Source organism: Quatrionicoccus australiensis, from assembly GCF_020510425.1.
GTDB classification, from domain to species: Bacteria; Pseudomonadota; Gammaproteobacteria; order Burkholderiales; family Rhodocyclaceae; genus Azonexus; species Azonexus australiensis_A.
The window spans coordinates 491212-514968 of the sequence record NZ_JAHBAH010000001.1 but is presented as its reverse complement, the minus strand read 5'-3'; the positions used below and the strand labels follow the sequence as shown (position 1 = coordinate 514968).

The 23757-nt window shown below is 62.3% G+C and carries 12 protein-coding genes; 5 read left to right on the top strand and 7 right to left on the bottom strand.

The window, feature by feature from the left end; genetic code table 11:
* Window positions 1-6: 6 nt before the first annotated feature.
* On the top strand, window positions 7-11049 hold the full coding sequence (locus KIG99_RS02610; protein WP_226458679.1) for a two-partner secretion domain-containing protein: 11043 nt from the start codon (window positions 7-9) through the stop codon (window positions 11047-11049).
* Window positions 11050-11096: 47 nt separating this feature from the next.
* Here the strand turns inward: KIG99_RS02610 and KIG99_RS02605 are convergent, their stop codons facing one another.
* Window positions 11097-14912, bottom strand: coding sequence for a BTAD domain-containing putative transcriptional regulator (locus tag KIG99_RS02605; RefSeq protein WP_226458678.1), 3816 nt, complete (start codon window positions 14910-14912; stop codon window positions 11097-11099).
* A 251-nt stretch (window positions 14913-15163) separates the two neighbouring features.
* Between KIG99_RS02605 and KIG99_RS02600 the strand changes: the two genes are divergently transcribed.
* A complete protein-coding gene (locus KIG99_RS02600; RefSeq protein ID WP_226458677.1) occupies window positions 15164-17413 on the top strand; it encodes a response regulator in 2250 nt (749 codons plus the stop codon).
* On the opposite strand, the gene KIG99_RS02595 is transcribed toward KIG99_RS02600, so the two are convergent.
* Together KIG99_RS02595 and KIG99_RS02590 are read right to left on the bottom strand one after the other, a co-directional pair.
* Complete coding sequence (locus KIG99_RS02595; protein ID WP_226458676.1) at window positions 17410-17844, bottom strand: type 2 periplasmic-binding domain-containing protein; 435 nt, start codon at window positions 17842-17844, stop codon at window positions 17410-17412. The genes KIG99_RS02600 and KIG99_RS02595 overlap by 4 nt on opposite strands.
* A gap of 5 nt (window positions 17845-17849) precedes the next feature.
* Window positions 17850-19049, bottom strand: a complete 1200-nt coding sequence (locus KIG99_RS02590; protein WP_226458675.1) for a hypothetical protein — start codon at window positions 19047-19049, stop codon at window positions 17850-17852.
* 71 nt (window positions 19050-19120) lie between these two features.
* Between KIG99_RS02590 and KIG99_RS02585 the strand changes: the two genes are divergently transcribed.
* Window positions 19121-19267 (top strand): hypothetical protein, encoded by a 147-nt coding sequence (locus KIG99_RS02585; RefSeq protein WP_226458674.1) that lies wholly within the window; start codon window positions 19121-19123, stop codon window positions 19265-19267.
* 4 nt (window positions 19268-19271) lie between these two features.
* Here the strand turns inward: KIG99_RS02585 and KIG99_RS02580 are convergent, their stop codons facing one another.
* Together KIG99_RS02580 and KIG99_RS02575 are read right to left on the bottom strand one after the other, a co-directional pair.
* Window positions 19272-20834 (bottom strand): acetyl-CoA hydrolase/transferase family protein, encoded by a 1563-nt coding sequence (locus KIG99_RS02580; RefSeq protein ID WP_226458673.1) that lies wholly within the window; start codon window positions 20832-20834, stop codon window positions 19272-19274.
* A gap of 215 nt (window positions 20835-21049) precedes the next feature.
* Complete coding sequence (locus KIG99_RS02575) at window positions 21050-21268, bottom strand: hypothetical protein (protein WP_226458672.1); 219 nt, start codon at window positions 21266-21268, stop codon at window positions 21050-21052.
* A gap of 127 nt (window positions 21269-21395) precedes the next feature.
* Here KIG99_RS02575 and gcvA point away from each other — a divergent pair, with 127 nt between their 5' ends.
* Both gcvA and KIG99_RS02565 read left to right on the top strand, forming a co-directional pair.
* Window positions 21396-22382, top strand: a complete 987-nt coding sequence (gene gcvA, locus KIG99_RS02570) for a transcriptional regulator GcvA (RefSeq protein ID WP_226458671.1) — start codon at window positions 21396-21398, stop codon at window positions 22380-22382.
* A 30-nt stretch (window positions 22383-22412) separates the two neighbouring features.
* Window positions 22413-23180, top strand: a complete 768-nt coding sequence (locus KIG99_RS02565; RefSeq protein ID WP_226458670.1) for a ZIP family metal transporter — start codon at window positions 22413-22415, stop codon at window positions 23178-23180.
* 21 nt (window positions 23181-23201) lie between these two features.
* On the opposite strand, the gene KIG99_RS02560 is transcribed toward KIG99_RS02565, so the two are convergent.
* Window positions 23202-23441 (bottom strand): hypothetical protein, encoded by a 240-nt coding sequence (locus KIG99_RS02560; protein ID WP_226458668.1) that lies wholly within the window; start codon window positions 23439-23441, stop codon window positions 23202-23204.
* Between the two features lie 45 nt (window positions 23442-23486).
* A complete protein-coding gene (locus KIG99_RS02555; RefSeq protein WP_226458666.1) occupies window positions 23487-23693 on the bottom strand; it encodes a hypothetical protein in 207 nt (68 codons plus the stop codon).
* Window positions 23694-23757: the final 64 nt, after the last annotated feature.

Below are 23757 nucleotides of genomic sequence, written 5' to 3'. Positions count from 1 at the left end.
AAAAACATGAACCATATCTATCGCACCGTCTGGAATGCCGCGCTCGGCACCTGGGTTGCCGTCGGCGAACTGGCCCGTTCGCACTCCTCTTCCTCGGCGGCCACATCCGCCAGCGCGACGGCCGCCGTCAGCCTGCTCCTGCCTTCGCTGGCGATGGCGGCCGGTTCGGTGACGACTGCCAACAGCCAGACCGGCAGCTATGTCGCGCCGAACGGCGTGACCGTGGTCGATATCGCCAAGGCCAACAGCGCCGGCCTGTCGCATAACCAGTACCTGCAATACAACGTCGATGCCAAGGGCCTGGTTCTCAATAACGTGACCAAGGATCAATTGACGCAGCAATCGCAATTGGCCGGCTTGGTCTCGGGTAATGCCAATCTCGATCAGGCAGCGAAAGTCATCCTCAACGAGGTGCTTTCCAACAACCGCAGCGTGCTCGCCGGTTACAGCGAAGTGCTCGGCGGCAAGGCCGATGTCGTGTTGGTCAATCCTTACGGCATCACTTGTACCGGCTGCGGCTTCATCAATACCGACCGCGTCACCCTGTCGACCGGTACGCCATTCCTGAACGGCGATGGTTCGCTGGGCGGTTTCAATGTCCGCCAGGGCGACATCCTGATCAACGGCAGCGGTCTCAATGCCGGCGGCCAGCAGATCATCGACCTGCTGATGCGCTCGATTCGCATCGAAGGGCAGATCAATGGGCGCGATCTCGGCATCGTTGCCGGCGCCAATCGCTGGGATTACGTAACACGGACCGTCACTGGCCAGCTTGCCGCGGTCGGCAGCAGCCCGGTGTACGCCATCGACACGGCCCTGCTCGGCGGCATGTACGCCAACCGCATCCGCCTGCTGGCGACGGAAAGCGGCGTCGGGGTGCGCATGGCCGGCGACGTCGCCGCCAATGCCGGTGATTTCACGCTGTCGGCGGCAGGTCAGATCGAGCTGCGCAACAAGGTCTCGGCACAGCAGAACATTGCCGTCGGCGGCACGGCGCTCGATATTGCCGGCGCGGCGCTGACTTCGACGCAGGACATGACGCTCGCCGCCGGCAACGCAATGACGCTGAGCGGCAGCGCCCTGGTCGCCGGGGGCGACCTGCAGGTCAGTGCCGGCAGCCTGAGCGATACGGCCGACAACGCCAGCCTGAGCGACAACAACCAGCGCTACGCGGCGGGCAATCTGCAACTTGCCATCGTCGGGCAGGCGGCGCTGGCCGGGACCTCCTGGCGCAGTGGCGGCAACTGGCAAGGTACGGTAGGCAGCCTGAGTGTCGGCGCGGCGGGGGCCGGGCTGGCCAGCCAGGGCAGCCTGACGCTGGGCAGCACGAGCGGCGATCTCGATCTGGCCGGCGCTGCCGTCAAGACGGCCGGCGACCTCGAACTCGCCGCCAGCGGCGCGCTGCGCACGCAGGCCGGGAGCGGCCAGGGCATCCAGTCCACGGCTGGCGACGTGTTGCTGCGCGCCGGGGCCGGGCTGGATAACGCTGGCAGTATTTCTGCCGACCAGGGCAAGACGACGCTGCGCGCCAGCGGTCAACTGCGCAACAGCGGGCAAATTCACGGCGCCACGGCACTCGATGTCGCCGACGCCAATGGTGGTGCCAGTCAAAGTTTGAGCAACAGCGGCAAGCTGCTCAGCGAAGGCAAGCTGAGCCTGCTGGCAGCGGAAATGAACAACACCGCCAGCGGCTGGGTCCAGGCGGCAGGCGGCAGCCGGGTGCAACTGGCCAGTCTGGGCAATTCGGGCACCTGGTTGCTGTCGACCGCTGGCGGTGCGACAGCCGATCAGTTGAACGTGGCCGGCAACCTCAATAACCAGGGCGTGCTGCAATCCGCCCGTTCGCTCGATCTGAGCGCCGGCGGTGCCGTCGACAACAGCGGTCAACTGCTCGCCGACGACGCGCTGACGGTCGCCAGCCAGGGCTATCGGAATCGCGATGCGGCGGTTACCCAAGCCGGTGGCACGCTGAGCTTCGACAGCGGCAACGTCGCCCTCGCCAACGCCGGCCTGCTCAAGGCAGCCAGCGTCAGCCTGACGAGTCGCGCCGGTCTCGACAACGCCGGCATTATTACCGCCGACGGCGGTGCGACGACAATCCGCGCCAGCGGTCAACTCGCCAACAGCGGCAAAATCCATGCTGCGACGGCGCTCGATATTACCGACGCCGATGGTGGCGGCAGCGCCAGTCTGGACAACAGCGGCACGCTGCTCAGCGACGGCAGCCTGAATCTGCGGGCTGCGGCAACGAACAACACGGTCAGCGGCTGGATCCAGGCAGCGAGCGGCAGCCAGGTTCGGTTGGGCAGCCTGGGTAATTTGGGCTCCTGGTTGCTGTCGACCGTGGGCGGTGCCAACACCGACCGGATCGATGTGGCCGGTGGCCTGAGCAACGCGGGCGTGCTGCAATCTGCCCGTGCGCTCGAACTGACGGTGGGCGGCGCCATCGACAACAGCGGCAGGCTGCTCGCCAACAATGACCTGACGGTCAGCGCTAACGGCTACCTGAACCGTGCTGGTGCAGTAATCCAGGCCGGTAGCGCCTTGCATCTGGACAGCGGCAACGCGCTGCTCGGCAATGCGGTCACCGCTCTCATCAAGGCCGCCGGCGTCAGTTTGACAAGTGGCGGCGGGCTGGACAATGCCGGCATGATCAGCGGCGAGATCGGGGCGACGACGATTCGCGCCAGCGGTCAACTCGCCAACAGCGGCCAAATCTATGGTGCCACGGCCCTCGACATCGCCGATGCCGCTGGCGGCGACAGCCAAAGCCTCGACAACAGCGGCAGTCTGGTCAGCGACGGTCGCCTCGATCTGCTGGCCGGCGCGGCAAGCAATAAGGCAAGCGGCTGGATCCAGGCGGCGACGGGGAGCCGGGTGCAACTGGGCAGCCTGGGCAATTCGGGCACCTGGCTGCTGTCGACCGCCAGCGCTGCGCGTGCCGACGAGCTGCAGATTGCGGCCGGCCTCGATAACGACGGTATCGTGCAATCGGGCCGCGCGCTCGACCTGACGGTCGGCGGCGCCATCGCCAACAACGGCAAGCTGCTGGCCGGTAGCGACCTGAGGATCGCCAGCCAGGGCTACGCCAACGGTGTTGGTGCGGTGGCCCAGGCCGGCGGTGCGCTCAGCCTGGACAGCGGCAACGCGGTGCTGAGCAATGCGGCGGACGGGGTGCTCAAGGCGGCCGAGGTCAGCCTGACGAGTGCCGCCGGTCTCGCCAACGCCGGCAAGGTGAGCGCCGCGAGCGGTGCAACGACGCTCCGGGTCAGCGGTCAACTCGACAACAGCGGCCAAATCCAGGCCGCGACGATGCTCGATATTGCCGCTGCCAACGGCGCCCGCATGAATCTGAACAACAGTGGAACGCTGCTCAGCGACGGTGGCCTGAGCCTGCAAGCTTGGCTGGCGACCAACAAGGCAAGCGGCTGGATCCAGGCGGCGAGCGGCAGTTCAGTCACCCTGACCGGCCTGGAGAATTACGGCACCTGGTTGCTGTCGACCGGTTCGGGCAGCTCTGACCAGGTGCGTGTCGCGGCGAAGCTGCTCAACGCCGGTACCCTGCAATCGGCCGGCATCCTCAATCTGACGGCAAACGGCATCGACAACCAGAGCGGCGCCCTGATCAAGGGCGGCAGTCTGCGCCTGAACAGTACGGATGGCCTGGGCAACGCCGGTTCGCTGGTGGCGGCCGGCGATAGTGCCCAACTGCGGATCGATGGGCAAATCGACAACAGCGGCCAGGTCTATGCGGCGAACCTGCTCGAAATCACCGACGCCAGCGGTGCAGCCAGCGTGAACCTGCTGAACAGCGGCCTGCTGCTCAGCGATGGTCGTCTGGTCCTGCGCGCGGCGGCGACCACCAATTTGGACAAGGGCTGGATCCAGGCGGCGGACGGCAGCCAGGTTTCCCTGTCCAGTCTGAACAACACGGCGACCTGGTTGCTTTCCAAGGGCAGCGGCGCCTCGGACGATGTACTCGCTGTGGCCGGCAATATCGACAACGGCGGCGTGCTGCAGTCGGCGCGGCACTTCGAACTGAGTGCGGGCAGCGTCGATAATCGGGACGGCAGCCTGATCAAGGCGGCCAGCATGAAATTGGCGAGTCTGGGCGCACTGAACAATCTTGGGCAGATTTCGGCCGAGAGCGGCACCGCGACTTTCCGGCTGGCCGGCAAGCTCGACAATAGCGGCCAGATCTATGCAGCGAGCGCGCTCGATATCGCCGATTCGAACGCAGGCGGCAGCGCGGATTTCAGTAACAGCGGCCTGCTGCTCAGCGACGGCAGCCTGCATATCGCCGCCGCAGCTGCCGAAAACACGGCCAAAGGCCAGATCCAGGCGGCCAGCGCCAGCCAGCTGGAGCTGGGTAGCCTGGTCAATAAGGGGGTCTGGCTGCTGTCGACCGCTGCCGGTACAAGCGACGATAATTTGACGGTGGCCGGCAATCTGCTCAACAAGAACATCCTGCAGTCGGCCCGCGGGTTCAATATCACTGCCAACAGCATCAATAACGAGAAGCAAATCTACGCGGCCGGCAAGCTGACGCTGGACAGCAACGGCTACACCAACCGCAGCGGCGCGCTCACCCAATCGGCCGGCGAACTCGTTCTCAAAGCCCACAACGCCTCGATCTTCAACGAGACGGGCGCCATTGTCGCGGGCAATCGCCTGACGATTACCACCACCGATACGATCGTTAACCAGGGCGTGATCCAGGGGGGCCAGGGCACCGGTAGCACGCTCTCGGCCAACCAGCTCGACAACCGAGCCGACGCCATCATCACGCTGGCGACCGATGCGGCGGGCGACGGCCAGGTCGTCGCCAACAGCCTGCTCAACGCCGGCAAGCTCCAGTCGATCGGCGACATGACGCTCCGGATCAGGAACAGCATCAACGACAGCGGCCTGATTCTCGCCAATGGCGATTTGACGGTCGAGGGTACCTCGGACGACACGCTTGCCGTCGACGTCGGCGGCCAGATGCAGGCCGGCGGCAAGTTGGAGATGAGCGGCGCGAACGACAGCCGGGCACTCAAGCTGGCGCTGGCCAGCGGGGCCAAGGTGCTGGGCGGAACTTTCGATCTGAAGACGCAGCTATTGACGCTGGGTGGAAACACCAGCCTTTCATCGACCGGCGACATGGATATCGCCGCCGACGATATCGCAATCAATGCCTGGGACAGTCGCATACTTGGCGCCATGGGCGGTAGCGGCAAGACGACGATAGCGCTGAGCAAGCGCTCCCTGTTCACCAATAACGGCCTGATCTATTCGGCCGGCGATCTCTCTTTCTCGACCCCGAGCTACATCCTCAACATGGAAACCGCCGGGATTTCGGCCGGGCACGATCTCGAGTTGTCCGCCGATAACAACATCATCGGCAATTACGGCGCGCTGTATGCCGGCAACCTGCTCAAGGTCACGGCCAGCGGCGGCGGCAGCATTTATAACGAGGGCGGCGTGAATCCGCGCGGCACCATGAATGCCGGCAAGCGTATCGAGCTGACGGCGGGCCGCAGCATCGAAAACAGCAGCATGATCTACAGCGACGGCGACATCACGGTGTCGGCGCCGACCATCGTCAATGAAGTTTACGGCGGCGACCAGCGCGTCTGGGGAAGCGAAACCGAGGTCTACAACATTCAGACCAAAATCGTCAGCAAGGGCTTGTATGCCAGCCCCTGGTATCACGAGGCTTGGGAGGAGTACGAGAGAAAGACCGAAGCCAAACAGTATTACCGCAGCGGCAAGCCCACCTATCGGCCGCAGATCCTCGGTACGGGAAACGTGACCTTCAATGGTTTTTCGAATTTGACCAATCTGGGTGGCGAAATCTGGGGCGGTAACCTCGTTCTTTCCGGCAACGGCAGCGCGCTCGTCGTCAATGACGCCTACGATCTGAACAAGCGGGAAACGGTCAGCACCTACGCACATTACATCCGCTACGAGGGCTACTCTTTCCTGGTCTATGAAGAGGACTACAACCACAATCTGGTCGTGCAAAATCCGACCTACAGCAAGCTGAACGAAAATGTCGGGGCCGGTATCTTTGCCAAGGCTGGTCTCACCGGTTCGGGTTTTACTCTGGTCAATGGTTCGGACCCCACCGCCAGTGGCAAGGATCTGGCGGTTACGGTCACCGCCAAAGCCGGTGAGAAGGTCGAGGCGGCACAAGCTGCCGAAAAGGTGAGTACAAGCCAGCCCTGTGCCGAGGATTGCAGCAAGACGGACGATACCGGCGGCGTCAAAGCCAAGGACGATGTCGGCCTCAAGGACAAGGGGGTCGATGCCGATGCCGGCTCGACGGTGGACGACGTTGAAACCGCCAAAAAGAAGGACGCGGCCAGTACAGGCAATGCCACGACAGGCAAGACGGCGACCGTATTCGGCAGCCCCGACCCGGTCGCCAAGGTCAATGGGCAGAATTTCGGTGGTATCAACATCGTGTTGCCGAGCAATCCGAACGGTTATTTCGTGACGAGCAAATCGAGTAGCTCGCATTACCTGGTCGAGACCAATCCGCTCTACCTCAGCGTACCGGGTGGGGCCAACGGCCTGAGTTCGGACTACCTGTCGCAGCAACTCGGCTACGATCCGGACAACCTGCTCAAGCGGCTCGGCGACGGTGGTTACGAGGAATACCTGATCCGCCAGCAACTGAGCGCCCGTACCGGACGCAGTATTCTCGCCGGCTATGCCAGCTCGGGCGAGCAGATGGCCAAGTTCATGGACAACGCCGTGGCGCAGAGCAAGGATCTCGGCCTGGTCCTTGGCCGGGAGCCGACTGCCGAACAGCTGTCGCATCTCGGCAGCGACATTGTCTGGCTGGTCGAAACCGTGGTCAGCGGCAGCAAGGTGCTGGCGCCGGTGGTTTACCTGTCGGAGGCGACGCGCAAGAGCATTGTTGGCGGCGCGGTGATCGAGGCCGATAGCGTCAATCTGAATGTCAACGGCATGGTCAATGCCGGCGGAACGATCAGCGGCAAGAGCACGCTCAACGTTGTCAGTACCGGCGATATCGTCAATCTCTCCGGTGCCATCAATGGCGGCGATGTGAGCCTGAAATCGACGGCCGGCAGCATCATCAACAAGACGCTGAGCAGCGAGATCAAGACTGTTTCGGGCACCGATACCGTGCTTGGCAAGACGGCAACGATTACCTCGACCGGTACGCTGGCACTCGATGCGGCCCGCGATATCAAGGTCATCGGCGCGCAGGTTACGGCTGGTGGCGATGCCAGCCTGAAGGCCAAGGGCGATGTCAGCTTCGACACCATAGAAGCGCGTTCGACGAGCAAGTCGTCGAGCGAGAGCGGCGACGTTTTCAATGCCAAGAGTTCGTCGGTCGAGGTGCTTGCTGTCAAGCAGATCAAATCGGGTCTGTCGGTCGGCGGCGATCTGCAGGCGACGGCGGGCAAGGACATCACCTTGGCCGGCACCGATGCCACGATCAAGGGCAACGCGGTGCTCGACGCCGGCGGTGCGGTCAAGGTGATCAGCAAGGCCGACACGACGACGACCAAGAGCAAGACCGAGGAAAGCGGTCTCGGCGTCGGTGGCGGCCTGTGGGGAACCTCGACCGTGACCGAGGAACGCACCGAAAGCCGCAACGTCGCGAGTACGTTGAACATCGGCGGCAATGCCTCGATCAAGGCGGGCGAGGACATGACGCTGCAAGGTTCAAAACTCAACGTGGCGGGCAATGCCCAAGTCGATGCGCGCAGCATCAACGTGCTCGACGGCCTGGACGGCGTTACCACCAAGACCGAGAAGAACACTACGTCCATTCTCAAGATTACCAGCGGTACGGGCAGTTCCGGCTCGAAGTCGGCAGCCGATGCGAGCAGTTCCGATCAGGACAAGACCGCCCGCGCCCAGGCTGGTGCCAGCGCCTCGGCATCTGCCCAGGGGAGCGGCGGTCTGGCCTTTGTCAGCAACGAGCAGATCACTACCAACAGCAAGACGACGACCAGTGTCGCCTCGGCCTTCACGGTCGGCGGCAATGCTGATCTCAAAGCCAAGGAAAACCTCAATGTCACCGGCTCGAAGATCGACGTTGGCGGCGACCTGGCGATCGATGCCAAGAAGATCAATGTCCAGGCCGGGCGCAACGAGTCGACGACGACGACCAGTTCGACGACGACCAACATCGGCTTGATGGCCAGTTCGAGCAACAGCGCCGGCGCTTCGGCTGATGCGGCAGCCAAGGCGAGCGACAAGAGCCTGATCCCGACTGCCTCGGCCAGCGCCAATGCGGCGGCGAATGCCAAGTCGGAGAGCGGCGTCAGCTTCGTCCAGGTCGATACGCTGAACAGCGAGCAGCAGAAAGTGACCAACGTCGCGGCCGGCATCAAGAGCGGCGGCGATCTCAAGGTCAAGGCCGAAGAACTGAAGCTGACCGGCAGCACGCTGGAAGCGGGCGGAGATGCCAGCCTCAAGGTGGACAAGATTGAGATTCTCGCCGCCAAGGACAGCTCGACCAGCAAATCGTCCTCGACCCGGACTTCGATCGGTCTGCTCGGCAGCAGCGACAACAATGTCGAAGCCGGCGCCAGCGCCGATCCCGGAAAAGGCTTCAACGCCAAAGCCAATGTCAGTGGCGACGCTTCGTCGGCCAACAAGCTGACCTTGCTCAAGGTCAATGCCGCAACGGCGGAATCGACCGACATTACCAATCAGGGCTCGGCGCTGAAAGTCGGCGGCAATCTGAAGGTCGATGCCGGCAGCCTGCAGGTGACCGGCTCCGAGGTTGCCGCCGGCGGTTCGGCGGTGATCAAGGCCGATACCCAGAAATTCGATGCGGCAGTCGATGTGCATGAGAAGAAGAGCACAAGCAATACGACGACCGCCGGTCTGTACACCGATGCCTCGGCCGGTGCGCATGCCAATGCCGAATTGACCGGCAGCGTCGATGCCTCGGCTACGATCGGCATGGGCTATTACGTGAACAACAGTGGTAGCAGCGCGGCCAATGGCAGTACCAAGGCCGTGGTGTCTACGCTCAAGACCGGTGGCGATCTGGTTCGGGTGGCCAAGGAAAGCATCAGCGATACCGGTACGGCGATCGAGGTTGGCGGCAACCTTGTTCAAAGCGCCAAGACCATCACCAGCAAGGCGGCGGCCGACAGTTCTTACAGTTCCAACAGCAGCCAGAAGACGGAAGGCCGTGTCGGCATGTATGCCGGTGCTTCGGCCAGTGCCGGCGTGACCTCGGGGGCGATGGCGGATGCCTCGGTCGGGATGGTGGTCAGCGCCGATCACAAGAACGACAGCAGCAGCGTCAAGGAGACAACGGCTGTCGTGTCCAACATCAAGGTCGGCGGTGCCTTCACGAGCGTATCGAGCGGCACGACCAGCCTGGAAGGTACGAAGATCGATGCCGGCGGCGACGTCGCGCTCAAGGCCGGCGACCTGAAATATAGTGCCGCCGGCAATACCCGCGAATCTTCTTCGACGGCGGCCCAGGCTGCCGCCAACCTGCAGATCAACGTCAATGCCGAGAGCGTGGTCGGCGGCAAGTTCAGCGCCTCCGGTTCCGGCGGTACGACGACGGCGAGCAGCAGTACGGCGGTGGTCGGTGGCATTGCCAGCGGTGGCAAAATCCGCGTCGAAACGGCGAAGGATGCCGTCTTCGAGGGAACCGCGCTGGAAAGTACCGGCCCGACCCAGGTCGCGGCCGGTGGCAACGTGCGTTTCGATGCCGCCAACAGCACCGCGCAGAGTTCCTCGCGCAGTGCCGGGGCGGCGGTCAGCGCCGGGATGTCATCGGGCGGTTCGGCTGACAAGTCGGAAAAGAGCGGGGCGCTGTCGGCGTCGACCTCTTACGAACAGTCGGATAGCCAGAGTACGACCAAGACCGCGGCGAAAATCCAGAGTCTGGGCGGGTTGACCGTCAGCAGCGGCAGCGATGCGCGTTTCGAAGGCACGCAGATCGCCAGCGGTGGCGACACGGTGATTGCGGCCAAGGGCAAGCTGGCTTTCGATGCGGCGCACGATACCGCGTCGACGACAGGCTTCAAGGCAGGCGTGTCGCTCGGTGCCAGTTCGGGCAAGGTCAGCGAGAACGGCAAGAATACCAAGACCGAGTCGGTCAGTGCCGGGCTATCCGGCGGTTACAGTGAAAAGAAGAGCGACACCGCCAAGGCGGGGGCCATCGTCGGTCTCGGCGACGTCAAGCTGAGTTCGGGCAAGGACCTGGTGCTCGAAGGGACGGGCATTGCGGCCGACGGTAAGGTTGCCGCCGCGGCTGGCGGCCAGGTCGTCCAGAAAGAGGCGAAGTCGAGCTCCAGTTCATTGACCCTGGCGGGCGGTGCGACGGTGACCTTGAAGAACAAGACCGAGTCGACCGACAAGTACGCCGACCCCAAGCAGGCGGTCAAGGACGACGGTCTTGGCTCGGCGAGCGGGGCCGCCAAGCAGACTGGTGCTGCCGCGAAGAACATGAAGGATGGTAACGACAAGCAGCTGGCGACCGACGATCTCGGTTCGGCCAGCCAGGTCGCCAAGTCCTCCGGCAATGGCGCAAAAACCGCCAATCCAGCCAATGCCGCGAAGGATGTCGAGACCGACGGCCTGGGCTCGGCCAGTGGCATTGCCGGGCAGAGCGGTACGGCTGCCAAGACGGTCAAGGACGGCAAAGGCCTGGTCAGCGACGACGGTCTCGGTTCGGCCAGCTCTATCGCGGGTCAGACTGGCAAGGCGGCGAAAAACATGCAGAACGGCAGCGACAATCAGGTGCTCGACGACGGGTTGGGCTCGGCCAGTCAGCTGACCCAGTCTTCCGGTAAGGGCGCCAAGGAGGCTGGCGCATCCGGGCTCGAAAGCCTGGCCAACAAGGTCAAGAATTCCGATCTGGTGACCAGCGCCAAGGCATCCAAGCTCGGCAAGCTGGTGGCCAAGGGCAGCGAGCTCAAGAGCAAGGTACCGGTTAGTGTCGGCGGCATCAGCGGCGATTTCGGCGTGAGCAACAAGGACAGCGCGAAATCGGTCGACATCAAGGGCGGCAAGGGCGTCGAGATCCAGTCCGGGGTCAAGGCACTGCAGTAAATCCCGGTTTTCCGGTCGGGCGGAGCTGTCGCCCGGCCGGGCGGCTTTCAGGCGAGGCTGGCGAGCAGGCCGGTGTGTACGGCGTGGGCCTTGCGCAGGTCGGGATAGTCGTGGCCCTCCGCGAAACCGGCTAGGTGCGTGCCGAGCAGTTGTGCGGCGGCCGCTGTTTTTCCCTGCTGCTGCCAGAGTCGGGCCTGGCTGCTTGCCAGGCGCAGGGCGAGCAGGCGGGCGCCCTGGCGCTCGGCGATCTGCAGGCCGGTGGTGAAGGCTTGTTCGGCATCCGCCTCGGATTTTCCGGCGGTCGACGCCGTCGCGAGCATGATTTCCCCCTTCAAGCGATGGAATTCGCCGAGGAAATAGGTGTCTTCGCGCAATACCGCCTTGGCGATGCATTCGTCGAGAATTTCATCCGCTTCGGCATGTTGACCGAGACGGAATAGCCCGTCGGCGAGGAAGGAAAGGAAGGTCGTCTCGACGATCAGCATCGCCTGGCGGGCTCCGGCGATGCCCATCCTGATGTACTCGAGGCCGGCCGCTTCGCCGCCGACTGCCGTCGCCCAGCCGAGTACGGTGGCGCCGACCGCCTGCCAGAGGAGCAGGCTGTTTTTCTCGGCCAGGGCCGCGAGTTCCTGTCCATAGGCCAGTGCTTCACCGGGCAGGTCGAAATGGCGGTGCAGTACGCCGGCGAAAGCGAGTGCGAAACCCAGCGAGTGGGCATGGCCGGTTTGCCGGGCGAGTGCGACCGAGGCTTCGCACATGGCGCGCGCCTTGACCGGCTCCCCTTCGATCCAGAGGACCCAGGCCAGGAAGGCACGGGAAGTGACGCCGCCATCTTCGCCGTAGCGGGCGATCATTTCCCGGCTGTCCACGTGGGCGGCTGCCGCGATTGCCTGTTCTAGATGCTCCCGCGCTCGGGCCGGCTGCCCCATCCAGAAATAATTGTTGCCGTAGGCGTAGTTGAGCATGACCGGCGTGCACGGGTCGGTCGATTGCGCGGCAATGGCGCGCAGTTTTTCGGTAAGCGCCAGCGGCGGGGTTTCCCCGGTCGTCGAACGGCCACCCAGCCAGAGTCCCCACATCAACTGGAACAGTTCGCTGTCGTTCGAAATGTGGGTGCTCAGGCCCTGAGCTCGTGCATAGGCTTGTTGCGCACCTGTGCTGCCGTAACCTTCGAGGGCGATCAGCGCATTTCCGAGATGGATGTTGAGGCGGAACTCCAGGTCGTGGCGTAGGGCCTCGTTATTGACTGAGTGCAGCTTGGCCAGCCCGCGTCGGAAGTGCACCACCGCTTCCTGTTGCACCGAGCGAGCCGCGGCGTGCATGCCGCTCCTCAGCCAGGCTGCAGCGGCATCGGGGTGCTCGGCCGCGTCGAGGTGGTGGGCGAGCAGTTCGGGATGGTCGGCAACGCGTTTGGCGAAATGACGCCCCAGCGTTTCGGCCAGTTGCGCGTGAATCGCGCGCCGGGCCGGGGCGGGTAGCGTGATGTAGGCTGCGTCACGAATCAGCGCGTGGCGGAAAGCATAGTGCGCCTTCATCTCCTGTTGCAGTAGTTGGGCCGCTGCCATTTTTTCCAGGCCGCGGGTGAGCGAGTCGCTTCCCTCGTCCCACAGGTATTCGAGCATTTCGCGGTCGAATTCGCGGCCGATCACCGCCGCATACTGGGCCAGACGCTGGTAGGAGCCGAGGGCTTCGAGGCGCGAGGCGAGCAGGTCGGTAAGATTGAGGGGAATGGTGGTGCAGCCGTTGTCCAGTGCCGAACGGACCATTTGCTCGATATAGAGCGGCATGCCGTCGGCCCGGGCGACGATGCCGGCAATCTGTTCCGGCGGTAGTTGTCCGGCCCCAACGACGCGGTTGGCCAGGTCGCAAGCCAGGGATGCGTTGAGATGGCCGAGGGCCAGCGTGCTTGCCCCGGTCACAATGGCGGCGTCGCGCGAGGTCATCAGCCAGAGGCGGGGCCCGCCTGGTGCGGCGATTGCCCGCGTCAGGAAGTCGAGGGTCGAGGGGCCGGCCCAGTGTGCATCCTCGAGGGTCAGCAATACCGGGTGCTGGCCGGCAAGTCCCTTGATGCATTCCAGCAGCCCGTGCTCAAGCGCACTCCTTCTTGCGAAGTGGTCGTTGATGGTGTCGAGTTCGGAGGGCAGGTTGAGCAAGGCACAGAGGGTCGGAATAAAACGCACCAGTTCCGGTCGGTCGCGGAAAATGCCGTGTTGCAGGGCGCTGATCCGGATCTCGTCGGATGCATCGGGCGGGATCCGAAAACGCCGCTGAACGAAGTCGCTGAGCGGGAAGTAAGGGGTTTGCTGATAATCTGGCTGGCAGCGCAGGTCGATGTGCAAGGCGCCGGTTTTGAGGATCTGTTCGATGGCGGCCCGCATCAGGCGGGATTTGCCGATTCCGGCTTCGCCCTGGACGATGACCGTACGGCTTTGTCCGGCGGAGCCATGCCAGTCGTCGAGCAGCTTTTTCAGCTCGGCTTGGCGGCCGACCAGTGGCGTCAGACTGCGTGCGGCTTCCCTGGTCGCTTCGATGCGGTCGAACGCATCGGTTTTCCCGGTCAGGCTGGAGTACAGATTGCCGTCGCCGGCCAGATAATCCGCAAAGCAGAAGTAGCCTTCGGTGGCGGCGACAATTTCCCGGCTGACCGTGATCTGGCCCGGCTTGCCCTGGCTCGCCAGGAACGAGGCGTGGCGGGAAATTTGGCCGGCGACATCGGGCAGGGCGTAAGTGCTGTCGGCCAGCATCCAGCCGCAATGCAGGCCCAGCGAGAACTCGAGGGCCGTTTGTGCGGCAAGCTCGCGGGCGATTGCGATGGCCGCCTTTAGAGCTCGGCGGGGCGCGCGCTCCTGCGGGTTAGGGTAACCGAAATAAGCGCTCAGCGAGCCGGCGTGCAACTCGACGCAATGTCCACCCTGTTCGCCGATTGCCTGGCGACAGCGGGCGCGCGGCTCCATCAGCGCTTCGTGAATGTCGTCCGGGTGGAGCAATTGTCGGGGATGCAGGTGGCAGACCAGAACGGTAACCGGCAGACGTTGCTGGGTGATTTTGGCGACTGGCTGCACTCGCGTGGGCAGGGCATGTCCCTTTTCGCGGATACGGCTTGCTAGTGACTCGGTTGCCGGGTCGGGCAGGATGCCGACTTCCTTCTCCAGGTAGCTGCGGCAGGCCTCGTATTCGAGCAGTGCCTCGGCGGTTTTGCCGTTTTCGGCGAGGTATTGCATCAGTTGCTGGCGATAGGCCTCTTGCCAGGGAGCCAGCGCCACCTGGCGCCGCATGTGGTGCAGGGTGTGTGCCGTCCGGCCGCTCTGCATGTAGTGGTCGACAAGCTGCTGGTGCAATTGCAGGGCACGGCGCAGGGCGGCTTCCTGGCGCTGGCATAGCCACTGCTCGAATTCCGGCGCGTCGGGGAGGTGCAGACGATCGAGCAGTGGGCCGCGAAACAGGGCAACTTGTTCTTCCGTACTGTTGCTGTCGAAGCCATGTTGGTCGCTTCTCGTCGCGTTGAAACGGCGAAAATCCAGATCGAGCGGATGTGCCGATGCGAAGCGCAATGCCTGTCGCCCTTCGTGCACGATGACGGTACTGTCCTTGCCGAGCACTTTGCGCAAGTTGAAAAGGGCATGGCGCAAATTGTTGCGGGCCGTGTCGTGGTCGGCATCCGGCCAGAACAGGTCGGCCAAGTGTGCGCGGCTGTGGGCGCGCTCCGCTTCGATGGCGAGATAGGCGAGCAGTGCCCGTACCTTGTCGTAGGCGAAGTCGGGCAAGGGCTGTTGACCGCGAAGCGCCGAGAATCCGCCGAACAGGCGTAGCGTTAACAGGTCTTCGTCAGGCCCCGGGTTGTCTGACGCATCACTTGGTTGCAAGGTGCTTCTTTCTTTTTTGCATGGTGCCGTGTTGCCCGGATCGGTTCGGTCGTTGTTGTCGAAAGTCAGACTGGGCAAGGCTCGCCGTCGGACGCAGTGATGTAACACTATCAAATCCCCGACCTGCTGTTAAGTTGTCTTTGTCGCGAATGCCCGTAGCTGCATTGGCTTGCATTTCTGGCGAATGAAAAATTCAACAGGGTGCAATCGGTTTTATGCCAGAATAGTTTCGGGTTCTGAAGTGAAGAAAAATGACATTTCTTGTACGACGTGGCATCGCTTTCCGAAGTGCCTTGGCAGTGATCGGTTTTACGCTGCTGGCCGGGATTTGTTCGGTTGCGATCATCGGCGCAGTGGCTTTCGAGCGGACGGGTGAGGATGTCGCGCTGCGTTTGCAGGCCTTGCTCGATACGGTAGCCAGTACGGCCAGTGCCGCCTGTTTTGTCGAAGACAAGGTGCTGTCCAGGGAAATTGCCGAGGGCTTGCTCAAAAACTCTGTCGTGCTCGGTGTAGTGATTCGTTCAAGTTCGGGCGAGCTGGCCCGTGTTGCGCGGACTCCTGCCGACGCCGGGACGCCGGCCATCTCGCTCGGCGCGGTCAGTCGGAAAATCTATTCGCCGTTCGATCCTCGCGCCCAGGTCGGCGAGATCGTGATCGAACCCAATCAGGATGAGCTCGAGCGATTGAACCGCGAGGAACTGATCTTCATCGGTTCCGCCTTGTTGCTGCAGTTGCTGGCTATCATCGTGGCTGCCATTTTTGCGGCTTTCCGCTGGATCGTCTGGCCGATGAAAAGCATGTCCGACCAGTTGCACCGGATGACCAACGATCAAAGCGGTAGCCTGCCCTTGCCTCCTGGCCACGAAACGACCGAGATCGGTCGTCTGGTGATGGATATCAATGCCTTGAACAGTCATCTGGCCCTGGCGCGTGAGCAGGCCGAGAGTGCCAGCCGGGCGAAGGGCGATTTTCTCGCGCACATGAGTCACGAGATTCGCACCCCGATCAATGCCGTGGTCGGCATGGCGCATCTGGCATTGAAGACGACGCTGACGCCCAAGCAGCGCGATTACCTGGAAAAAATCCGCGGCGCGGGGCGGCATTTGCAGGATCTGGTCAATGACATTCTTGATTTTGCCAAGATCGAAGCCGGCAAGCTGAAGCTGGAGTCGGCGGTCTTCAATCTTGTTGAACTGGTGCGGCGGATCACGGCAATTGCCGAATTGAAGGCGCAGGAAAAAGGCTTGTCGCTGAAAATCGACATTGATCCGCAGATTCCCGCCGAGCTTCGTGGCGACGGCATGCGTCTGGGCCAGGTCCTGCTCAATTATCTGAATAATGCGATCAAATTCACCGAGAAGGGCTCGGTCTGCCTGCAGGCGCGTCTGCTCTCCTGTACGGACGGGCAGTGCCGTATCCGTTTTGCCGTTCAGGATACCGGGATTGGTCTGAGTGTCGAACAGACCGCCCGGCTTTTCAATTCCTTCGAGCAGGCCGATTTGTCGACCACCCGCAAGTTCGGCGGCAGCGGGCTGGGTCTGGCGATCAACAAGCAGCTCGCCGAATTGATGGCGGGCGAGGTTGGTGTTGATAGCCTGCCCGGTCAGGGCAGTACTTTCTGGGCAACGGTCAATCTGGCCGTCGCTCCTTCGGGTTCGACCGTGCTTGCCGAGGAGCATGCTCCGGTCAGCTTGCCGGCGGGCATGCAAGGACTGCGCATTCTGCTCGCCGAGGATAATTTGCTTAATCAGCAGATCGCCCGGGAGTTGCTCGAGGAGTTCGGGGTCGTGGTCGAGGTGGCGAACAATGGCCGCGAAGCCATCGAATTGCTGCAGCGGGCTGTCTTCGATTGCGTCCTGATGGATGTCCGGATGCCGGAAATGGATGGTATCGAGGCGACGCAGCGTATCCGCAATGATCCGCGCTTTCGCGATCTGCCGATTGTCGCGATGACGGCCAATGCACGGACGGAAGACCGGGAGGAATGCCTGGCAGCCGGGATGACGAATTTCATTTCCAAGCCGGTTGAGCCGGCCCAGTTCTTCCGGATATTGCTCAAGTCTTTGCGCCTGTCGCCGGTCTCCTCCACGCCGGTCGACCCGCCGGAAATGCCGGAAACCGTGGCCTCGGCACAGAGCGATGTTGTCATGTCGGGCGAAATTGACATGCAGGTTGTCGCGGCACTCGGGCGCCACAATCCGGAAAAAATCCGCCGCTTTCTTGATCTTTTCATCCAGTCGACCGCCAGCGGTGTGCAACAGATGCTTGCCGCTGAAGATGCCGGCGATATGGCTGCGCTGGCTCAGGTTGGCCACCGCCTCAAGGCTTCTGCCGCCAGCATGGGGGCGGCGCGTCTGGCGGCGCTGATGCAGCAGCTTGAGGCTGCTGCCAGGCAGAATGAGCGTGACGAGACAAGTCGCCTGGTCCGCGAAGTCACCGACGTCTGGCAACTGATTGAAGCCGACCTGTCGGCTTTGCCGGTGGATAATTCTGCCCTTTAGGGCGAACCGGACAGTTCGAAAACGATGCGCAAGCGGCTGTCGATGTGGCTGCGGTCAATATAGCCGATAGCGCCGGGCGTGCTGCTGATCAGGCGGATCAGCTCTTCGCGGCTTTCCGCCGTATAGGGTGGGCGCGAGCCACCGGAAAACACCAGGCGTGACCAGTAGGCCTTGATTTCCGAGGGTTCCTTGTTGACCAGTTGGCGGTAGAAATCAGTTCTTTCCGTACTGTCAGTGCCGAGGTCAATCGGGTGTGCCTCGACCCCGGAAGGTAACTGGCGCCAGCGCCCCATGAACAGGTAAATGACTTCCTGGCGTTTGAGGTGTTCGATGCCGCTTTTCGGGTTGGCCACGACAACCAGATCGGCGCAGGCGTCGCGTCCGGCGATCAGAAGCAGGGCGGAAAGCAGGAGGAATGTGGTGCGCTTCATGATGGTCAGAACACGAAATCGAGCGCCAGACTGAAGACGTTCAGCTTGCCATCGAACTTGCCCGGTGTGCTGGTCGGATAAAGAAAGATGGAATCCGGCTTGCCGCGGATCAGGTCAACTTGTGCCTTGAGCGCCATGTTGCGGCGAAAGTCCCAGCGCGTGCCGAGCGACCAGGTGTGCTGGTCGGTATGAACCCGGGCCAGGGCGCCGGCCAGTGCGACATTTAGGTCGTGGAACGGAATGTCGGGCAGGCCGCTCGACAACTCCTTGCTTTTCGATTTGCTCCACGAGTAGCCCAGGAAGGGGGTGAACTCGCCCAGGCGGTAACCGCCAATCAGATAGCCGGCCTTGGTGTTCTGGTAAATATGGCTTTCATGCGCGGTGTAACTCAGCATGGCCTGGACCTGCAGCGGGCCGCGATCATAGACGCCGCCCGCCGAGTAGAAGCGCGAGGTGGTATTGGTCAGGGCGATGGCCCGGGCTGCCGTGGTCGCGCCGAAGGCGGTGAGTTGCTCCTGCAGGCTTGATACGGGCGCCGGCAAATCATGCTTGAAGGTCATCTGGGCGTAGGTTGCCCGCCATTGCCAGTTGCCTTGCTGGTAGTCCAGGTAAGCGCCGTACATCGGATTGCGCCGCAAACTGAATATCTCTTCGCCGATGGGGGCGACCTCGTTCGATTGGCCGGCAAAGGTCTTGAGCTTGAGGACGCCGTCGCCGACCGGCACGGTGCCAACCAGATCAAAGCCGTCGACATAATGGAAAGCGAGACCACCAAAGAAGTCGACCGGTGGCCGTACCGTCAGATAGGAGTAACCGACATGGCGCGAGTCGGCGAGCATGTAGAACTCGGTTCCCATGCGGCCAACGCGTAGCGTCAGGTTGTTGGGAATCAGTGCATATTTGGCGAAGGCCCAGGAAATATCCGGCTGGAAATTGCCTTGCGGGCCGTAGCGGGTAATGGCTTGCGCAACCAGTTCGAGCGAGTCGGAGGCGCGAAAGTAAGCCTGTACGCCAAGTAGTGAATCCAGCTTGCCGCTCAGTCCCTTGCCGATGCCCTTGACCTGGCTCTGGTCACGAATGAACTGCGCATCGTTGCTGTCGGTCTGGGCGATGCCCAGCGTGCCAAAGCCGCCAAACTCGAAACGCTTGTCGGCGATTTCGCTTTCGCCTTCGGCCATGATCGGCCCGCTCAAGGAGAGCAGCATGGCAAGCAGCACAAGGGAAGTGCCTGGTATTTCCCGCTTGCGGTCCTGCTCTCTGAACCGGTCGATTATTGATGGCACGCAATCATTCCGCAGCAAATGGAGATATGCCGGATCTTAGCAGGATGGCAGGCGAAGATCGCAGCCGCAGCTGGAAAATGATGCTTAAAGAATATGCTGTATGTGAAAAAGGCCGCGCTTTTGGCGCGGCCTCGCGGTGATGCCTTACTTCCGCCAGGCGTCGGCCTGGACGACCGAGTCTTCTCGCCACGCTTCGCGAGCAGCCTTGTTGGCGACCCAGTTGGGCAGGAAGCTGTAGGCCTCGTCGAGCAGGTGCGGTGTGTGGCGGCCGGGCGAGTAGCGCTGGGCCCGGTCGTAGTACTCGCGCAGGGCCGGCTTGAAGTTGGGGTGGGCGCAATTCTCGATGACCACCTTGGCGCGCTGCTTTGGCGACAGGCCGCGCAGGTCGGCCAGACCCTGTTCGGTGACGATGACCTGGACATCGTGCTCGGTATGGTCGACGTGCGAGACCATCGGCACGATGCAGGAAATGCTGCCGCCCTTGGCGCTCGACGGGGTCATGAAAATCGACAGGAAGGCGTTGCGGGCGAAGTCGCCGGAGCCGCCAATGCCGTTCATGATCGCCGTACCCATGATGTGGGTCGAATTGACGTTGCCGTAGATGTCGGCTTCGATCAGTCCGTTCATGGCGATGACGCCGAGACGGCGGATGACTTCCGGATGGTTCGAAATTTCCTGTGGGCGCAGGATGATGCTGTCCTTGAAGCGCGGCAGATCGGCATTCAGTTCGACGAGGGCGTTCGGGCTGAGCGAGAAGGAGGTCGCCGAGGCACAGGTCAGCTTGCCGCTCTTGATCAGGTCGAGCATGCCGTCCTGCAGGACTTCGGTGTAGGCGGTCAGGTTTTCGAACGGACCATCCTGCAGACCGGCCATCACGGCGTTGGCGACGTTGCCGACGCCCGATTGCAGGGGCAGCAGGTTGGCTGGCAGACGGCCCTTCTTCACTTCATGCTGCAGGAAGTCAAGGATGTGATTGGCAATCTTCTGGGAGTTTTCATCGGGGGCGGAGAAAGCCGAATTGCGGTCGGCCTTGTTCGTTTCGATGACGGCGATGACCTTGTTCGGATCGATCTTGTAGTACGGTTCGCCGATCCGGTCGTCCGGTTTGCAGATCGGGATCGGCTTGCGGTTCGGGGGCAGGGCGGTGCCGTAATAGATGTCGTGCATGCCCTCGAGGTGCGGGTTCTGCCAGGAGTTGACCTCAAGGATGACCTTCTCGGCCTGGTCGAGCCAGGTCTTGTTGTTGCCGACGGAGGAGGACGGAATCAGACGGCCGTCTTCGAGGATGCCGGCAACTTCGACCACGGCCACGTCGAGCTTGCCGAGGAAGCCGCCCCAGACGAATTGCGCGACATGCGAGAGATGGATGTCGATGTATTCCATCTCGCCGGCATTGATGCGTTTGCGGCAGGTCGGGTCGGACTGGTAGGGCAGACGCATTTCGATGCCGTCGACCATGGCCAGGGCGCCGTCGAGTTCAGGTGCGGTCGAGGCACCGGTCCATACGCCGATCTTGAATTTCTGCCCGTGCAGGTTGGCATCCATGATGCGCTTGGCCAGTGCGGTCGGGACTTCTTTCGGGTAGCCGGCGCCAGTAAAACCACTCATCCCGACATTGACGCCGGAGGGAATGAGATTGGCCGCCTCGATGGCCGACATGATCTTGCCGCGTAAGGCGGCATTATGGACGCGGGATGCTCCACCCATTGTTTATTGCTCCTGAAAGAGGGGTCGATTTGCCTCCGCATGACCCGGCCGAAAAAAAGCCCGCACAAGGCGGGCTCAAATCCAGATCCAAAGCGCATTAAGGTCTGGAGGAGACGGTGCGCAAATTTACCAAAGGGCAGTAATGGCCAACGAACGAGATTTTTTTATTCGATGGAATAGAAAATCTTATCTGTCGGCTTTTGTGCCATCGGCAATCAGTTGGCCGGCTTGCTTTCAGCTGGCTTTTGTTCCGGCATGGCATTCAGGCTGGCGCCTTCGGCCGGCTTGGCTTGCTCACCCGGCGCGCTTTCAGCGGCAGTCGGGAGGCTGGGGGCAACGGCCGGTGCGGGCAGGGTCGTTGCCGGTTCTTCCTTCTTGCCACAGGCAGAGAGGGCGACGGCGAGCAGGGCGGCAACGAGCAGGGACTTCTTCATTCTGGTATTTCCTTTCACTGGCGGAGGGGGGAGCCGCAGCGGCGGCTTGCTGGCAAAGATAGTGACTTGCTTGCGGTGCGGCAAACGACAATTTATGATCCTATGCTTTAGAAAAACTTAATCATCAATGACCTATCGTCTGCCTCCGCTTTCTGCCATGCGTGCCTTCGAGGCGGCCAGTCGCCATCTCAGTTTCAAGAAGGCGGCCGAGGAGTTGCATGTGACGCCGGCGGCGATCAGCCAGCAGATCAAATCTCTGGAGGATTATCTCGGCCTCAGCCTGTTTCGCCGGCTGACCCGGGCACTCGAGATCACGCCGCAGGGCGAGGCCATGTTGCCGAAGATCCGCGAGGGTTTCGAGTGTTTTGCCGCCGCCGTCGATAGTACCCGCCAGCCCTGCGCCGGTGTGCTGACGGTCACGGCGCCGCCGTCGTTTGCGGCGCGCTGGCTGGTACCCCGTCTGCCGCGTTTCGCCGCGCTGCATCCGGACGTCAAGTTGCGACTTTCGAGCAGTGGTGATGCGGTTGACCGGCGCGGCGGCATTCGTCTCGTTGAAGAGGCGGCAGCCGATTTGCGCGAGGCCGGCAGTACGCTGGCCATTCGCTACGGAACCGGCAATTACCCCGGCTTCCTGGTCGAGCAGATTTTTGCCACCGATTGCGTGCCGGTTTGCAGCCCGCGTCTGGCAAGCGCCGAGCGACCGCTCGCAATCCCGCAGGATCTGGCCCGGCATGTGCTGATTCATGATGAGACGATAGACGATGGCGAATACCAGCCGAGCTGGCGCGAGTGGCTGAGCCATGCCGGCGTGACGGGCGTCGATGCCGAGCGCGGTCCGCGTTTTTCCAATGCCGTTTTGGCGGTGGAGGCTGCTTTGGATGGCCAGGGCGTGGCGCTGGCCTTGAAGCCGCTGGTTGCTGCCGATGTTGCCGCCGGGCGTTTGCGGGTGCCTTTCGAAATCTCGGTGCCGTCGCCGTATTCCTATTTTCTGGTGATGCGCAAGGTACTGGCTGATCGCGACTCGGCGGTGGCTTTTCGTGCCTGGTTGCTTTCCGAAGCGCAATTGTCCGGGCAGGAAAATGGCGAACGTGCCCTCTCGCCTGACGGCGTATAATCCGCGCCTTTCCCTCAATTTCAGGGTGTCGTGAGTACCTTTTCCTGGATCATTGCCGTTTCTCTGGCCGGTGGCTTGCTGAGCGTTCTGGCGGCTGCCGCACTGAGTGTTGCGGTCGGTACGCAACGCATCAGCATGCTGATTTCCTATGCGATTGGCGCCCTGCTTGGGGCGGCTTTCCTGGAGATCCTGCCCGAAGCCCTGGAAAAGGGCGAGCCGCACCAGATGGCGGGAACCGTGTTGTTCGGCATCATGGTTTTCTTCGTTCTGGAAAAACTGGTGCTCTGGCGGCATTGCCACCACGATCACTGCGAGGCGCACGAAGCGCACGCCCCTGCCCATGACCATGGGCGCTCGGGGCTGCTCATCCTGGTTGGCGATACCTTCCACAATTTCGTGGACGGCATCCTGATTGCGGCGGCCTTTCTTGACAGCACCCAGCTTGGCATTGTCACTGCGCTGGCCATCATCGCCCATGAAATCCCGCAGGAAGTTGGCGACTACATGATCCTGCTGCATTCCGGCTACAGCAAAATGCGGGCGCTTGCCTTCAACCTGCTTTCCAGCCTGGCGACACTGGTCGGTGCCATGCTGGCCTATTTTGCGCTGTCCGATCTCCAGGAGTGGATTCCGACCCTGCTCGGGCTGGCGGCGGCGAGCATGATTTATGTCGCCGTTGCCGACCTGATTCCCGGACTGCACAAGCGCACGGAACTCAAGGCGACTCTGCAGCAGGTGCTGTTGATCGGGCTGGGTATCGCGTCGATCGGCATTGTTCAGCATCTCGTCGGCGAATAGCCGGCGTCGCCGCAAGCTCGATCAGTCTTCGGTCGACACATCTACCCCGTCGGGGTCCTGGGCTTGGCGGGCGGCCATTTGTTCCCGGTACTTGCGGCGCTCGCGGCGTACCCTTGAGCCGGCGAAGTATACGACCAGGCTGCATGGCAGGGCGCCGTAAAACAGGAAGGAAACGATGCCGGCAACGACCGTGGGTTCGTTGGCGGCGACCAGCAGGGTGACATAAATCCACCCGATGACGATGATCATGGCTAGAGGCATGGCGTCATTGTAGAAGCAATGTCGGGCAGGCGGTGCGACCCCGTTTCAGAACTTTTCGCCATGCTCACCCCGGGGCTCTGGTAGGGGCGCATTTTTGCGATGCCACAAATGTATGAAGCCGGTCATATTGTTACCGCTTGCAACAATATGGGCTTGATGTGCATTGGATGCCTGGTGAGACTCTTCGGTGTTGTGCGGGGATGGCTTGAAAGCCTTGCCAAATGGTCGTTTCCGCCGGTCGACAATTTTCATTGACAGGATTCGGGGGGGTATGGAGAATCGATAAGCTCAAGCCCACGATAAATCAAAGAGAAAC

Excerpts from the sequence above, each read along its gene's own strand:
- KIG99_RS02610 (WP_226458679.1), top strand. The coding sequence starts at position 7 with ATGAACCATATCTATCGCACCGTCTGGAATGCCGCGCTCGGCACCTGG.
- KIG99_RS02600 (WP_226458677.1), top strand. The coding sequence starts at position 15,164 with ATGACATTTCTTGTACGACGTGGCATCGCTTTCCGAAGTGCCTTGGCA.
- KIG99_RS02595 (WP_226458676.1), bottom strand. The coding sequence starts at position 17,844 with ATGAAGCGCACCACATTCCTCCTGCTTTCCGCCCTGCTTCTGATCGCC.
- KIG99_RS02590 (WP_226458675.1), bottom strand. The coding sequence starts at position 19,049 with ATGCTGCTCTCCTTGAGCGGGCCGATCATGGCCGAAGGCGAAAGCGAA.
- KIG99_RS02585 (WP_226458674.1), top strand. The coding sequence starts at position 19,121 with ATGGCACGCAATCATTCCGCAGCAAATGGAGATATGCCGGATCTTAGC.
- KIG99_RS02580 (WP_226458673.1), bottom strand. The coding sequence starts at position 20,834 with ATGGGTGGAGCATCCCGCGTCCATAATGCCGCCTTACGCGGCAAGATC.
- KIG99_RS02575 (WP_226458672.1), bottom strand. The coding sequence starts at position 21,268 with ATGAAGAAGTCCCTGCTCGTTGCCGCCCTGCTCGCCGTCGCCCTCTCT.
- gcvA (WP_226458671.1), top strand. The coding sequence starts at position 21,396 with ATGACCTATCGTCTGCCTCCGCTTTCTGCCATGCGTGCCTTCGAGGCG.
- KIG99_RS02560 (WP_226458668.1), bottom strand. The coding sequence starts at position 23,441 with ATGCCTCTAGCCATGATCATCGTCATCGGGTGGATTTATGTCACCCTG.
- KIG99_RS02555 (WP_226458666.1), bottom strand. The coding sequence starts at position 23,693 with ATGAAAATTGTCGACCGGCGGAAACGACCATTTGGCAAGGCTTTCAAG.